This is a genomic window from Erythrobacter sp. MTPC3, assembly GCF_042854385.1.
Lineage (GTDB): Bacteria > Pseudomonadota > Alphaproteobacteria > Sphingomonadales > Sphingomonadaceae > Erythrobacter.
The window spans coordinates 14,857-29,685 of sequence record NZ_BTGP01000014.1 but is presented as its reverse complement, the minus strand read 5'-3'; the positions used below and the strand labels follow the sequence as shown (position 1 = coordinate 29,685).

The window sequence follows — 14,829 nt, the reverse complement described above, 5'->3', positions numbered from 1 at the left end:
CCCCAGTATTTTACCGGCGACGAGAGCTAAGCTGAAGCAGCATCCGACTGAAGCCGGAGGGGTTACTCCCCATGCATGTCGCCAACTTCTGAGAAATCCTTGGCGAGGCCGATCATCCTCTCAACCGCCGCCCCTATCTGCTCCGCCGCCTCCAACACATGCCCGTCATCGAGATGCGCGTAGCGCGCGGTTGATTGCACGGTGGCATGACCAAGCAAGCGACCGATCATCGGCAGAGTTTCCTTGCTCATCGCGGCGTGGCTTGCGAAGGTGTGGCGCAGATCGTGGACGCGAAGGCCGGGAAGTCCAGCCTCGTCTCGGAACTTTCGCCAGTAGGCATCGATCGACCGCATCGGGCGGCGGTAAGGTATATTCCAGAACACCCACGGGATCTTGTCATGACGCGGGATCGTGTCGAGCACTGTACGCGCCTCGTCACCCAGCCACACCATGCGGGGTCCGGTCTTGCCATGGCGCAGCTTGATCCGCGCGCCTTGGATGTCCTTCCAGTGCAGGCCTAGGATTTCACCGCGCCTGCATCCGGTAAGAATAAACAGGGTCGCCGCCTTCGCGGCGAGCGAGCGCATCGCATGATCGCTCTCGCGCTCCTTCGCCAGAACGGCTCCAAGTCGCGCCAGCTCTTCATGAGTCAGAAAACGCTCACAGGCTCGGCGACGGTTCATGCGCACCACCCGGCAGGGATTGGTGTTTTCGAGCCGGTAGCCCCAGTCTTCCGCCTTGTTGAGCATCAGATTGAGCAGGCCGAGCGCCATGTTTGCCGCGCCGGGTCCGGTTTGCCGGTTGACCTCGGCAAACCACCTGGTGACGTGCTCCTCGTTGAGCTCGTCGATACACAGGTCCGCGAACGCATCCTGGAGATAGAGACGGCGATACCCGCCATTGATATCCCAGGTCTTGGCCGACCAGCGGGTCGCCCACTTCTCCCAGAACTCGTCGAGAAAATCGGTGTAGCGCGGAGCCGAGCGTATGCGCTTCCTATCGCTAGCCGGATCCGCGCCCACTCGTGCGTGGGCCAGCACCATTCGCGCCACCTGTGTGGCCTGGTAGCGGGTCAGTACCGAGGCAGGCCCCAGCGTCACTGTGCGCAGCTTGCCTGCCATCCGCGTCTGGACGATGTAGACGTTTTTGCCGGTCGCATAATGGCGGATCCCGAACCCATGCTCGATCGACAGCCAAGTCGTGGTGCGCGGCTCACCTCTGGGAATGCGGACAAAGCTGACATCTGCGCCGACCCTGGCGAGAGCCTCCTCGACGACCTTCTGGAGCGAAAGCGCGGTCATGTCCGCAGACCGATCGCAGCAGCAAGCGAACCCGACACGCGCTGGGCTGCCTCGGCCACGACCTCGTCGGCCAAGTGCGCGTATTTGGCAGTGGTTTCGGGGAGCACGTGCCCGAGCAGCTTGCCGATCGTCGCCAGCGGCACATCGTCCATGATCGCGGTCGATGCGAAACTATGGCGCAGATCGTGAACGCGCACATCGGGCAACGCGCAGCGGCGGCGAAACTTCGTCCACCACATGCCGATGTTGATCGGCTTGGTGCCGGTGTAGTCGGGGAACACGAAGGGGCAGTCTTCCAGTCGCTCAATCCCTTCCAGTACGGTAAGCGCCTGACTGCCCAGCCAGATGATCTTCGGCCCGGTCTTGCTATCGGGCAGTACGAGACGCCGCGGCTTCACCCAGTCCCAGTGCAGCTGCTCGATCTCACCCCGGCGCGCGCCGGTATAGAGCAGCAGCCGGATGATCGCGACCTGCTGCGGGAACTCAGCTTCCTGCGTACGCAGCTCCCTTCCCACGCGAGTATATTCCGCCGGAGTGAGATAGCGCTCCATTGCGAGCCGCTTGTAGCGCGGCATGCCGCGACACGGGTTCGAACCCTTGCGCCGCATCTTGAGCGCTTCAGCGTATTTAAGTAGCGCGGCGAGCACCGGAATGGCCCGATTGAAGCGCGCTTCCCTCTCGCCTGCACAGGCATCGCGCCAGCGAACCACGTCGGCCTTGCAAACATCGGCGACGAGAATATCACCGAAATGCTCGGCCAGATCGAGACGCCAGGCATTGGCGTTGCGCCTCGCGGTCGATGGCTTCCACACGCGCGACAGGTCGTCGAAATATGTTGCAGCGAAATCATTCATCGTCGGCGTCGATTTGACCACGACGCGCTTGGGCAGCCCGTCGAGCGCCGCTTCTGCCAGCAGACGGCGCGCCTGCGAGCGCGCCAAAACCGCATCCAAGTCGGTAGTCTTCCCGAGCGTGATACGGCGATGCTTCCCGCGATGCCGCAACCGCACGAACCAGAAGTAATTTCCGCTGGGGCGCACGCGCAGCCCGAAACCTGCAAGCTCGGTGTCCCAGATACAGTATTCATTCGTTTTCAACGGCAAATTTCGACGCGCAAAATTGCCGTCGAGAAAGGCCCTGCGACCTCGTTTGCGCAGCTTGGGGACCATATGGCCATCGGACATACCCGAACTGCTGCCAAAAGTCGCGCAATTCCGGTCGTTTGCGGGGCACAAATAGCCATCCTCGGCTACCGATCTGACAAGCGCATTATTGAATGCGCGCACTGTTTCTATTGCACTTTTTCCCATAATCTGCGGCTCTGCCGCGTTCGGTGTGCTGGGTTAAGCCCATTCTCAAGTGCGCGTCAGTGACCAGGAAATTTGCCTGAAAGAAACCCGCAGAAAATTGTTCTATTTCAATTGGGAAAGGCGGCGGCGCGCGACAACCGAGCGCCGAATTTTAGAGAAAACTCTTGTTACGAATAGACCCTGAATTTCGCTCTTTGTTTCGGAATGGGGACCAAATGGCCAACACATACACGGCAACAGTTTGCCAGTCCTGCAATCGCTTCGGCCACTGAAAGAGCGGGCCGCATGCCGCTCCAAACAACGCCAAACATATGGTCCCATTGCGCATCGCAGAGGTGCCCAATATCGCCCCGCCCGTTACATCCGAGTCTACCCGGTCTGGCCTCAATAACCGAGCCAACAAGTCGCTATTGGCGCCCTGCCCAATATGCCTGGAATTGTGGGCCTCTGGAGTCAGGCGGCCACTTTGGCCGTCGCATTCTGAGTGGCAAGGGAGCTGGCAAATCAGGCCCTATGATTATCGCTTCACCTGGAGCGAGCATGGGTATGAACTGGGTGGCCGCGCGATCCAGATCACCGCATGCATGTTCAATAGTATTCCGATCCTGTTCATTGATAAGGCGGTGCACAATGAGCGTGCCCAACTGGCTCAAGACATCTTGCGGAATGTCGCGCGGACGTTGTGTTGCCAAGACACAGGTGAGTCCGTATTTGCGCCCTTCCTTCGCGATAAGCCCGAAGGAATCCAAGCGTACGCTTCCGTACTCGTCACCGATCGTTCGCCCCAAGAACTGATGGGCCTCATCAAGAAACGTTACGATTGGTCTTTCTCTGAAACGACCGACACGCGCGACACCCAAGAGATATCGACCTATGATGTCGAGCAGGAGCTCGCGCGTCGAGTGTTCAAACCGGACCTCTTTGAAGGAGATTAGAGCAACGTCTTGATTGTCGTCCGCAAGGAATTGGTCAATTTCATCGACCAGGGAGTCTCCCCCAGTTCGGAACAGGCAACTGAGTTCTGGAGAGTTGATCAGGGTAGCAATTCTGGAAACCAACGACTCGCAATAGCTAGCCCCGTTGTTGTCCGGGCCGCCGAAATAATTGGAATTGTTCTGCGACGTGGCCCAAACGCACTCCGCCTTGATTTGCTCAGACAGGCTGGCGATTTCAAAGTCACATTTGGGAGAGTGCACGGCAGCTCCATTGGCTCGCAGTGCATCGAAATAAGGAGCCCGCGGCTGGTTTGCTTTCGTAACTACGCCGTTCTGAATTTGGAGCCCTTGGGGGACGGCATTATCTAGCGCTAGGACGAGTTTAAGGCTCTTAATTGCGTCCCTCAATTTTGGCCCCTGACTCTGTCCGGATGGCCTAAAGAGCGAAAACAGATCGTCCTCCGTGATCTCCGTATATGGGAAATGCACATGGCGAGCGTTCGGAACGTTTGCCTCAAACGCAAATATGGTATCGATACCGGCAGTCTCGCAGAATTCTCCGGTCGGATCGAAAATAATTGCCTTGCCTCGGAGTTCTTTTATCTTCTCGATAAGACCGGCGATGGTCCAGCTTTTCCCACCCCCTGTGGCCCCAAAAATCCCGCAATGGCGACCAAAAATCTTTTCGGGTGGAAGTTCAACCGACACACTTTGGTCACCGGCTTCAATAGCACCAATGATGAGGTTGATTTCACCTGCCTTTGTAGCACTCTTACCTATCATTTGGCCGAGGATTTCCGCACCAGCTAGATAAACGCCGTCACCAATCTTTGGGTAGATGTTCACACCACGGGTCAACTTGGAGTCGCTATCCGTGACTGTCGCAAGCAATTGAATGCGACCTATCGGATTTGGCTCTGACTTGTTCCCGAGTTGAGGTTCAACCGACAGACGTTCGCCGTCCGGAATCTTCACTTCCGTGATCCTGCCAAGAATTTTGGTTCGTTCGCAATCAACAAAAACGAAATCCCCGACTCCGCCCTTGGAGAGAGCGCGGCGTTCCGGCTGCGCGCTTGCATATGGAAGGTTCGCGTGAACCTGCGCAGCATTAACCTGAGTCACGGTGCCGACGTATTTGTCAGGATCGACAGGACTAATTGTCGTCATGCCTGACCCGCTGAGTTATCACGCAATACACGTACCCTTTCGACATGTCGTTCCCTGTCAGTTTCCCCAATGAGGTCGGGCATCGCATCTACCAAGTCTTCAAACCGTCCATTGATGAGATGAATGCGGGGGTCACCGGCCGCGGCCAACGACGAGATGCGTGCGAGGAAACGGTTCGAATGCGGTTGCTGCTGTAAAATCGTGTGGGCAGGCGGATCCGGATCGACGCCACGCAGGTCGTTCTCAGACGTGATGAAACTCGGATCGCAAATGACCAACCGAAGCGTAAGGTTAGATTCGATTGCAGAGAGGATGGGGCTGCTAATATGATCGTCATTAAAACCAAACCCGGCGACAATCAAAGCAGTATCCGGTTCCCGTAGCGCAATCTGGAATGCACCCATCATATCGAGATATGGTGGATCGAAAGCTTCCTGGTACTTGCTAGATCGCGGATAGATCAGCACTGGACGATATTCGTCGGTATTCTGGCGCGAACGAACCACATCAGAGCCGAGGCGGCGCCAATCAGCTGAACCATGAAGTTTATAGAGCTGAAATGCGTTGGGAATGTAGTCTGGTGCTTCTTTGTTCGCCTCCCGCCGGACAACATCGAATTCAAAATGCTGCCGATCATATACCTGATCAAGTGAATGCGAGAAGCCGTCAATCACCATGAACCGCAGGCGACGCGAAGCCTCTTCAAAAGCCAAATCATAATTCGTTGTGAATAGCTTTGCCCTTGCTTTCCTGAACCCTCTTCGCCCAATTTTCCTGATAAAGCGTTGGTGGGAATCAAGGTCAGTTCCAAGACCAACAAAATCAACCAGTCTAAGAATTGTGCTTTCTGCGTTTGCCACGAAGGCTCGGACCCCAGCAACATCTTCATCGTCGTCCTTCGCCCCGTCGTTCAAGTCCAAATAGATTTTACAAAGGGTAAGAAGTCGCTCGATATTCTCTCCCGACTGCGCATTCGGGAAACGAGCTCGTATCGCGGCGAATTCCGCATCGCCGACTTCTTCTCTGACGGCGTTCCACAAATCTGACATCGATGGCGCTTGGGCACCGCCATCCTCGTTAGTCGCACAGAGCGAAGCTCCTGCCCCCGTCAAGGTCGAGAAATTCGATGCGGACAATGCGTTTATTAGTGCGCTATCAATTTGCTCTCGACTCCCTCGCTCTTCTACGCTGCCCTCATCATCGAGCTTGTCAGAATACGCGAGCCACCCTCGACCGGGTGTGTAGAGCCGAAGGTTAGTGCGGTTTGCATCCGTTTCGTTCCAATAGTCCCAGATGCTCATGCGTTATTTCCCAAAAACATTCCTGATTGTGAATTCGCCCGATATTGGCAAAACTCTTTTTACGGTGGAGCAACCGTCATGGACTGGGAAAGCGCATAATACCAAAAGGAAAATTGAGACTCTGTTTCAGATAACGCCTGAGGCGACCCTACTCGCCGCTGCCGCGAATGCCTTTGGCACCTTGGCTAAATTCTATCAGTCGCTGCGGCTCAGATGCAAACCATGCGTAGCTGCCCCAAGCCAACGTTCCAACGGTCTTTCGAAAAGTTGCCGACCCGCGATCCAGAAACGCCGTTACGAACGCCACATTTTGAGATGTAAAACCTGCCTTGTCAGCGAGCTTTAGCAATGCGGCCTTGCGCGCGTCATTGACCGGGCCATCAGTGTGAACCACCTCGACGAAAACCAGTAGGGGGTGAGCTGGGCCGAGATCGACCAGGACGATATCCGGCAAGCTTTTGTCTGCGGGGATGGTCAATCCGATTGCCTTCGCCAATTCGTCATCCCGCGCGACAACTTTATTGCCGCTTTCGCTGAGCGTGATGACCCCCGGTTTTTCTAGGAATGTGGGGGCAAACACCTCAATGACGGCTTTGGAAATATCGGAACTTGGTCCGGTCGACATTCGTCGCGTTTCGCCATTCGGAAAGGTGACCAGCTGGTGATCTCCTCCTCCCGCCGCGCCGCGCCGCACAATCGCAATTCGTGCTAGCGCGCCGGCGTTAAGATGCTTCTTGTGCCAAGCTTCCACTTGGGTTTGGAGAACTGCTTCGGTTCGCACGGGGCCGAACAAGTCCGCAAAGTCAGCCTGCAACGCGTACCGTGGAGCTGGCGATGTCGTGGCCAGGCCCTGACGTTCCACGACCGCCCCATTCTCAATGAGCGCATACCTGATCGTGTCGTCCCGAATGGATTCACGTGTATTACCCGCATACCAGCGTCCAGGCACATCGGCCTTGTTGGGCTTCATCGAGTCCTTGACCCACTGCTCGCGCTCCCCTTGACCGGTCAGCAAAGCCTGTGCGTCGGTCATCCTCGTGACCTGGTCGGGGCGAACCCAGCGACCCGCGCCTTCAACGGCACCCGCGTAGAGCATGACAAATATGGTCTTTGCCGCGATCTCCCAAATCGAATGCTCGCGGTTCGGCGAACCCTCAGGAAAAATCAGTGGAAGTCGGCGGTGAATTTCATCCCAGGGAGTAAGTGTTGGTAGGCTCATGATTAGAGGCCATAAATCTGTCGTAGTGCTTTTTCCAGCGTGTCGCGAGTTGCGCCTTTTGAGACCAGTCGCTCGATGTTCTTCATATCCAAAGCGGAAGGCAAGGGAATGGCCTCCAGCTCGAACGCGGAAACTGCCACACTTCCGCTGATGCAGCGAAAAAGTTGATCGACCACGTCACTGTTGAGTACCGCGGCCACTGCGGCGGCGCTGACTTTTGCTGATGGGGTTGGACGAACCATGTTCAAGTGATTTTCGACGATCACGCCGCCGTGTTTATCGACGAACTCCTGAGGAAGTTCAGCAGCGATCAAACGTCGCGGCTGCTCCTTCGCCGTGGTTCGCTGAACAAGAACAGAGGGTTGATCGACAACTAGCCAATCATCCCCGGCCTCGACCTTGAAATAGGGAGCGTGGTTCTTCTTCTCCGCGCGGAAGAGAAACCGGCCATCTGCCGTTACCGCCTCGGCCCAAACTAGCGGCAACGCTCCTCGGACAGCCCGCTCACGCAACTGCGGCTTGAACCTGTTCCAAACCAGCGGACCAGTCGAAACGCGATAGCCCCAATCCGATAGACGAGCGGGCATCTTCGTTGCGGCTTTGATTATGCCAACATGCTCAGGTTGTCTCGGCGCCAGCCAGGGCGCGGAGGAGTCATCGGGTAATGTGACTTTTCCGTTCTTCGTCAATCGAGCTTCCCGCTCATTGTCGACGTTCAAGTAGTGGACTTGGAAAGGCCTTTGTTCACCGCCTTTGCGATAGAGGGCAAGCAGGGTCTCCTGCATCACATCTTCGAAGACACCACGCCGCGCATGGACAAAGTCGATGGCTTCTGGCGGGGCTTCGCTGGCGAGCAATCGGCGCAGAGCTGTGTAGTATTGTCCTCCAAGGACGCTGGTTGGAGTAAGGTAGGCAATGACACCTCCGGGTTTCGTCCAACGCAGCGCAACATCGGTAAACAGTCCATAGAGATTTGCGTGGCCGTAGAGGCTTCGCGTGAAGCGCTCGCGCTGCTCCGCCGAGAGGCGCACGCGGCCATAGGGCGGATTGCCGACCACCAAATCGAATTTGGGCGATGGCGTTACATCGAGTGTATCGCAGACTTCGACAAACCTTGGTGCTGGACGACCGCTTGCATCGATCAGATCGGAAAGAAATATCTCAAGCGCAACCTGCGAAAGTGCTGCCGCATGAGCGTCAATCTCCATACCGGAGAGGCGTGCGCCAAGCTGCGCCAAGACAAATGCCGGTTCGCTGCCATCAAGCGCGCTGCGCATCCGCGAAGCAGCTTCGAGCAGGAAAGCTCCACCGCCGCTCGCCGGATCGAGCACACGCGCAGTCGCCCAATCGACGCTGCCCTCCTCTGCAAGATCGAGTAGCCGCTTGTTCAGCGATGCTGGTGTGTAGAAGGCTCCGAGATCGCTCCTTTGCTTGGACGGAAGGAGCGTGGTGTAGAGGCTCGTCAGGAAGTGGCATCCTTCGAGCAATGGAAGCGATGCGGCTTCGATCCCGATTGACCGAGCGAGCTGTTCGGTTGTCGTATCCAGGGAGTGGCTCTTACCCGCCAGGTGATCGGCAATATCTAAATTTGGAGCGACCTTCGCGGCGAATGAAACCATTGCAACATGCGAGAAATCGGCAGCAAGTCGAGCTCGGTACTGGTCATTGAGGGTTTGTGCCCAAGCGCGCGCGACTGTACGCGCACGAGCCAGCTCACCTCGCTTCGATTCAAGCGAAAGCGATTGATTGTCACGTTCGACCGGGTTCAGTTTTCGTGCCGAAATTGACGTCAAAAGCCCCTCCTTTGCACTTGATTAGCGAATTTGCAGGCAAAGAGAACCTTCAATTTATGTTCTTCTTTTGTTCCTTTTGCAAGCCTTAGTTGCAGTCTCCGCAGGGTGATGCCTCGCAACGCAAATTCCAGCTTGCCGGTAGGCCACAAAGCTATTGGATTGACCACAACGCCACATCCATCCAAGAACTGCTTAGATAAGGGGGGCATTTTAGCATGGAGTTCTCTTTAGCTCTATGATCGCGACCCCAACGATGGCACGGATTAGATCGAGTCGGATCGTTACATGCGCTTAGCTTGGTCTTTAATAGGCTCTCTCTTGCGTTCAACAAAGCTTCGAAGGCTCTCGGTAAGCACCAGCGTCGAGCTGCCCAGCTTGATAATCTCGATCTCGCGTTTCGAGATCAGCACATAGAGCGTGCTGCGACCGATCCCGAGGTAGCGACAAGCTTCCGGGACCCGCATCGAAATCGGCTCGATCATGTGGCTCTGATCCCGATCCTCTGGGGGCTGGGTGCCAGCTGACGGCATGGCGGTTGGTCCTTTCATCTGACAGGTGATGACGGACCGACCTGGGGAACATGGAGGGGATCAGGTCTGGCCCGCCATCGAACCCGATTATCGATTAATCAGGGCCCGCTTTGCCACATGACGTTTGTACGCTGGGACCGCCGTTTGTGCGATGCCGTCACGGGAGTCACAGAAAGTCGGCCTAATCGGACAGTCAGGTGCGTGCCTGCATGCTCATGGACAGTCTAATCGGAATGCCCAGGAAGGGGCCAAAGGCGTGATCGCAGGGCCGCCGTCGCATCCTGCGCTGAAATCAAACGCAATTTTGATGGGACCGCCAGCTTGCGATATTGGGAGCCGTCGCATATTTCTAAGCAAAACCAGCCACATACCACCCGACCGACGGCGGTGCTTTTATCTCGCCCTCCTATCCTCCCATCAAAATTCGCCGCTTTCTCGCCTGACATTGCCGAGCGCTTTCACTCACCGCGAAATGCGCCCTTCCGTCGATCGATTTGTCACAGTGGGTTTGCAGCCAAATTGCGGCGCAGCCGCAGCGATGAAGCACAAATAGCGCGCCCAAAGGTCAGTCAGACGCTCTTTGCAGCATCTTTCTTGAGCCTCTCTAGCCGCTCCGAACATACCCCGTGAACGATGCTGCCTAGCTCCTCGACCTGCTCACCAAGCCATTCGAGCTCCTCCAGCGTGATGCGATAGTGCTTCGAGTATCGTGCCTTCGTGTATGCTTCTTTAAGCTTCTCGAAGCGCGCTCGGTCGCGTCTTGTTTCGCGTGGCCAGACGTGAATGAGGCGTGCATCGATACGCTCCGCCTGGGTACGAAGGAAGCCAAGGTTGTGCACGTGGGGTGTGTAGAAAGTGCAGACTAAGAGCACGCAATGGTACAAACCTTCGGTTGCTTGGTGGTATTCGAACGCCGCGTGCTTGTTCATGCCTTGGTCGACCGCGTACTTTGCAAGTTTCACCCGGCCCTGGGCTGATGTCAGCCACTCGGTGAAGTACTCCTGCGCCATGGAAAGAGCCTGTTCGGGCGTCTTGGGCTTGGGCGTGTGGAGTTCGGTGTCGTCGGACTGGTAAAGCGCGACCCCATCCTGTTTCACGTCCATGAAGAAGTAGCGCCCATGCGCCAGGCCGTCGTTCACCTCTTGCAGCGTGTGAACGATGAAATTCACTGGCGTGTTGAGCGTCTTGGTCACGCCGTATTCGCGCATCAGCCGCTCATCAAGTTTGGCCCAGTATTTCACTCGGTCGGTCAGTCTGCTGTCATTGACGATCACCAACAGATCGTAATCGGACTGGTAGCCTTTCGCCGTATGCGGCTCGTCGACCCAGGTTCCGCGTGCATAGCTGCCATACAAAATGACCTTCAATATCCGTCCGGCCTTCTTCCATTCGTGCTTGGCAAGCGCAAAGGCGTCGTCGAACTCTTCAAAGATCAGCTGCACTACGCGTTCAAGCTCGCGTTGTTTTTGCGGGGGCAGATGATCGAGGTCGGTCTTCATCGCTCAATCTCTAGCAAGCGCTTGAGATGCTTGCACCTGCCAATTGGCGAGGCGCGCGGCGACGGCGCACCCTAAAGCGCTGAGGAGCAGCGCGCTGGTGGTTCGCGTTAGCAACAATCCGATAGGATTGTTTGTTAGCATAGTTAAGGGGCTCGCTATCCCAGCGTTTCTGCGGGTTTGAGGGCTGTTTCGGTTCCCGATAGTCCGAATCTTCGGTTCCTGATCGTCCGAAGGGTCCACAGCTTTATCCACAGGGTTAGCCATCCCCATTTCTGGGGAGGGGGCTTGAATCGCGTTTGCAGTAGGAGTTTGCTGGAAGGTTTGCATCGGAACCTGCTTCATGATCCGGCTGCGCGCTCGGCGATGAATTCGCTCATGGCGCTCTTTCGTGCAGTGCGGTCCAGTGCAAAGCTGCCTCGCTGGAAGTTCGTGCCATTGAGCAAAGCGCTGACATACCCCGCAATCATATCGGCAGCAGTGATAAGCGTAGCGTCCAAGACGTGGATATACCTGCTTGTGATCGATCCTTTAGCGTGCCCCAAAAGCGCAGCAATGGTGATCTCGGTAAATCCAAGATCATTGCCGATGCTCGCAAAGCTGTGACGCAGAACGTGGGCTGTGACCCCGTCCAATGGAGAGCCCTTAAACAACGCGTCCCAATGGTTTGGAAATCCGCCGAAAGCATTGTCTTCGCCATACCCCGGGAACACGTAGCTCCCGGTGGCAGTCTGACGTTGTGCCTCCAGAAATTCGACAACAGGCAGGCCGATGGGCCGGATCGATCTGCCTTCCTTGCTTTCGGAAAGCCGCAGGCAACTGCCGTCCAGGTCCACGTCGCACCATTTGAGATTGATGATCTCGCCGCGCCTGCATCCTGTTAGCGCGATCTGGCGGATGATGTCCCTTGTCGGCCAAAATTTGTCTTGCGCCTGCGCATCCCGGAGCATGTTGCCGAGAATGCCGTACTCGGTTTCGGTCAAACGCCGCTCGCGAACCTTGTATTTCGGCTTCTTAATGCCGTGCGCGGGATTGTGTTCGATGATCCCCAGATCAATGGCGTACGAGAGTATTCCTCCGATGAGGCCAAGGGTCCGGGTAGCAGTGCCAGGACCGCCCCTCACGATTGACTTGCCCCGCAGCTTCTTGGTTTTGACGATGATCCGCGACCGACCCGCCATGATGTCGCGCATGATCTTGACCATATCCGCTCTGGTCAGATCCTTGACGCGCCGGGTTCCGATCAGGGGAATGATGTGTCTCTTGATCCGACCGATATCGGTATCGATTGTCGATTGCTTCTTCGGTCGCCCGCCCTTGCCGAGAATCAGCCCATCATCGAGGTCCTGAATGTAGCGCTTGCAGAGGCCCTTCATCGTGATCGCACGATGATCTTCAAGGCGCTCCTCTGCCGGATCGTCGCCTCCCGCGACACGTCCCAACTGAGCCTTCGCTTCGCGGCGGGCCAGTTCCGCTGTCCACACGCCGTGCAATCCAAGCGTAAGCCGTCTAGCCCGCCCTCTTTGGCGATACTGGATTACATAGCTGCGCTTGCCTGACCGGTACACCCGGAGCCCAAAACCGGGTAGCTCTTCATCCCAAATGATGTAGTCTTTCACCTGAGACTTGGCTGCCTCGACGGTGCGCTTCGTTAATTTGACCACGGCGATCTCCGTTTCCAGAGCCCCGTTTTTGAGTAACTGTGGTGTCATCACTCGGAGGAAAACCGGGGCGTAGATTTGGGTACGCCAGCGAAATCCGAGTTCAATCTAAATCTATATAAAACAGTAGCTTAGAGTAGAATTTCGTAGTTTGGCGTACTCCTTCTGTACCGGCTCCGAAGGCAGAGGCCAGAGGTTCGAATCCTCTCGGGTGCGCCATTCCCGTTCAGCTTTGGGCACCATGTGCGGAGCAGTGCCACTCGCCGCGCGTGCGAGGCACGATCTTCTTCCGGTGATGCGAACTAGCGTGTCGCCGACCTCGACCTTATCGACGAGAAGATCTACGTATTGCTTGCGCAGCGGACTAGCTCGATCGCGCATGGCCGAGCCAACGAGGTTACTGAACCTGTCGAGGATGTCGGGAGTGATCGCGCGTGCCGGGTCGGCGAGCTTGCGTTCGTGGATATCGATATCAGCTGCCACCGCGCGCTTTTGTGCGGCGATCTGACCCAGCTCCTTCTCAATCTGCGGATCGTCTGCGCTCATGAGACCCTTGCGCACCAAGCCGATGACGTTGGCGCTTTCCCCGTCGAGCATAGTGAGTCGAGAGCGTAGCGATTTCAGTTCGGCGCGATCGCGCGCTTCGCTTTGTGAACTGTGTTCCAGCCATGCGGACAGCAAGCTAGAAAGTCTCTGGGGTTGCAGCACATGCTCGATCACATTCTCGATAACAAGATCGTCCAGCATCTTCATGTTCGTCCAGCGCCCCTTGCACTGGGTCTCACCAGCGGTCTTACGTGTGTTGCAGGCGTAATATTTGTGCTGACCAGATTTCCCCGTGGCGGTAGTCATGCCTCCGCGACATCCGTCCTCGCTAGTGGTGCCGCAAGTCAGTTTGCCGGTGAGTAGATTTGCGTTCGATTTTGCGGCGCTTGCGCCCATTTTAGGATCGCGAGCCGCCATCTGAGCCTGCGCTTGGTAGAACAGGTCCTCATCGATGATGGCAGGGACGGGTATCGGAACCCATTCGGATTCGGGACGCATCTTTTTCGCGCGCGAGTCCCGCTTGTTGAAGAATGCGCAGCCGCAATAGGCGGTGTTGGTCAGGATCGCATGCACGTTGGATACATGGAACCTGCGGCCATCGAGCGTTTCGCCGCGCTTGTTGAGGAGGTCGGCGAGCTTTGCGATGCCGATCGGGCCGTCGGCGGTTCCGAAGACATAGGTTTCGAAGATAAAGCGCGGGAGGTAAGCCCTCTCCTCATCTATCTCGAGCTTCTTGCGGTCCTTGCCCTTGGGCTGCGGCACCGAGACTACCTTGAAGCCGATAGGCGGCTTCTGACCGTTCCAGTAACCTGCCTTGGCATTCGCGACCATGGCGCGTTTGACGTGCTTGGCGTTCTCAGCTGACTGGTATTCGTCGAACAGGGCGACCATCGAGAGCGCGAGTTCTCCGGATGGATCGTCTGCAAAATCCTGTGTCACACTTACCAATTTTACGCCCGCTGATCGCAGTTCGGCACGCGCCTTCATGTAGTCGAGCGCATTTCTGAAAAGTCGAGATAACGAAAATGCGACTATCACGCTGAAATTGCCAGCACGTGCGTCCGCTAGCATCTTTTGATATACAGGTCTCGACGTGGTCGTAGCGCTTGCGCCAGGCTCGATGTAAGTTTCGACTACGGTGCCACCCTTGTCGGTGGCGAAAGCTTCACACCTCGCGGTCTGATCTGGGATGGAGACATCGTTCTCGGCTTGGCGGGTTGTGCTTACCCGCGCATAGATCGCCACGTTCTTATCCAGAAAGTCTTTCATATACGCCTCACAGCACTCAATTGCTGACGAATAAGGCTGCGATTTCCTTGCCCAGGAGTCGATCAAGCATTTCTGCCTCTTCCTTTAGAATGGTAATCGGGAGGCCACAGACCTCGACGTTCGGGATTTCCGGGAGCAGGCTCGCAGCCTTGGTTTGACGAGCAGTTACTTCATTGGTCGTGTGATTTCCATCAAGCCCAATGAGGCCGTCCCGCGATGAGTCATTCGCGCGGCACTTGTCGTTGGAAGATGGGTCACTCCGGCTCATGCCAGAGATATGCGGCGAATGGACACTGGGCCG

At 56.5% G+C, this 14,829-nt stretch carries 10 protein-coding genes; all 10 read right to left on the bottom strand.

What is annotated here, in order from left to right; genetic code table 11:
• Positions 1–62: 62 nt before the first annotated feature.
• Positions 63–1,301 carry a tyrosine-type recombinase/integrase gene (locus ACGHU1_RS15965; protein ID WP_390588491.1) on the bottom strand — a complete coding sequence of 413 codons (1,239 nt, stop codon included), beginning with the start codon at positions 1,299–1,301 and terminating at the stop codon, positions 63–65.
• Complete coding sequence (locus ACGHU1_RS15960) at positions 1,298–2,398, bottom strand: tyrosine-type recombinase/integrase (protein ID WP_390588489.1); 1,101 nt, start codon at positions 2,396–2,398, stop codon at positions 1,298–1,300. The genes ACGHU1_RS15965 and ACGHU1_RS15960 overlap by 4 nt, the downstream gene beginning before the upstream one ends.
• 620 nt (positions 2,399–3,018) lie before the next feature.
• Entirely contained in the window at positions 3,019–4,713 is a 1,695-nt protein-coding gene (locus ACGHU1_RS15955; protein ID WP_390588487.1) for an ATP-binding protein, read from the bottom strand.
• On the bottom strand, positions 4,710–6,014 hold the full coding sequence (locus tag ACGHU1_RS15950; protein WP_390588486.1) for an SIR2 family protein: 1,305 nt from the start codon (positions 6,012–6,014) through the stop codon (positions 4,710–4,712). Before ACGHU1_RS15950 ends, ACGHU1_RS15955 begins: the two co-directional genes overlap by 4 nt.
• A 148-nt stretch (positions 6,015–6,162) precedes the next feature.
• Positions 6,163–7,233: a BsuBI/PstI family type II restriction endonuclease gene (locus ACGHU1_RS15945; protein WP_390588485.1), complete on the bottom strand. Its 1,071-nt coding sequence runs from the start codon at positions 7,231–7,233 to the stop codon at positions 6,163–6,165.
• Positions 7,234–7,235: 2 nt separating this feature from the next.
• Positions 7,236–9,026, bottom strand: a complete 1,791-nt coding sequence (locus ACGHU1_RS15940; RefSeq protein WP_390588484.1) for a class I SAM-dependent DNA methyltransferase — start codon at positions 9,024–9,026, stop codon at positions 7,236–7,238.
• Between the two features lie 281 nt (positions 9,027–9,307).
• Positions 9,308–9,556: a helix-turn-helix domain-containing protein gene (locus tag ACGHU1_RS15935; protein WP_390588482.1), complete on the bottom strand. Its 249-nt coding sequence runs from the start codon at positions 9,554–9,556 to the stop codon at positions 9,308–9,310.
• A gap of 569 nt (positions 9,557–10,125) precedes the next feature.
• On the bottom strand, positions 10,126–11,055 hold the full coding sequence (locus ACGHU1_RS15930) for a HEPN domain-containing protein (RefSeq protein ID WP_390588481.1): 930 nt from the start codon (positions 11,053–11,055) through the stop codon (positions 10,126–10,128).
• A gap of 338 nt (positions 11,056–11,393) precedes the next feature.
• Positions 11,394–12,716 carry a tyrosine-type recombinase/integrase gene (locus tag ACGHU1_RS15925; protein ID WP_390588479.1) on the bottom strand — a complete coding sequence of 441 codons (1,323 nt, stop codon included), beginning with the start codon at positions 12,714–12,716 and terminating at the stop codon, positions 11,394–11,396.
• Between the two features lie 111 nt (positions 12,717–12,827).
• Positions 12,828–14,528: a recombinase family protein gene (locus ACGHU1_RS15920; protein ID WP_390588478.1), complete on the bottom strand. Its 1,701-nt coding sequence runs from the start codon at positions 14,526–14,528 to the stop codon at positions 12,828–12,830.
• Between the last annotated feature and the right edge of the window lie 301 nt (positions 14,529–14,829).

What these genes read in the sequence shown, in the direction of transcription:
- ACGHU1_RS15950 (WP_390588486.1), bottom strand. Translation starts at nt 6,014, where the DNA reads ATGAGCATCTGGGACTATTGGAACGAAACGGATGCAAACCGCACTAAC.
- ACGHU1_RS15965 (WP_390588491.1), bottom strand. Translation starts at nt 1,301, where the DNA reads ATGACCGCGCTTTCGCTCCAGAAGGTCGTCGAGGAGGCTCTCGCCAGG.
- ACGHU1_RS15945 (WP_390588485.1), bottom strand. Translation starts at nt 7,233, where the DNA reads ATGAGCCTACCAACACTTACTCCCTGGGATGAAATTCACCGCCGACTT.
- ACGHU1_RS15930 (WP_390588481.1), bottom strand. Translation starts at nt 11,055, where the DNA reads ATGAAGACCGACCTCGATCATCTGCCCCCGCAAAAACAACGCGAGCTT.
- ACGHU1_RS15935 (WP_390588482.1), bottom strand. Translation starts at nt 9,556, where the DNA reads ATGCCGTCAGCTGGCACCCAGCCCCCAGAGGATCGGGATCAGAGCCAC.
- ACGHU1_RS15955 (WP_390588487.1), bottom strand. Translation starts at nt 4,713, where the DNA reads ATGACGACAATTAGTCCTGTCGATCCTGACAAATACGTCGGCACCGTG.
- ACGHU1_RS15920 (WP_390588478.1), bottom strand. Translation starts at nt 14,528, where the DNA reads ATGAAAGACTTTCTGGATAAGAACGTGGCGATCTATGCGCGGGTAAGC.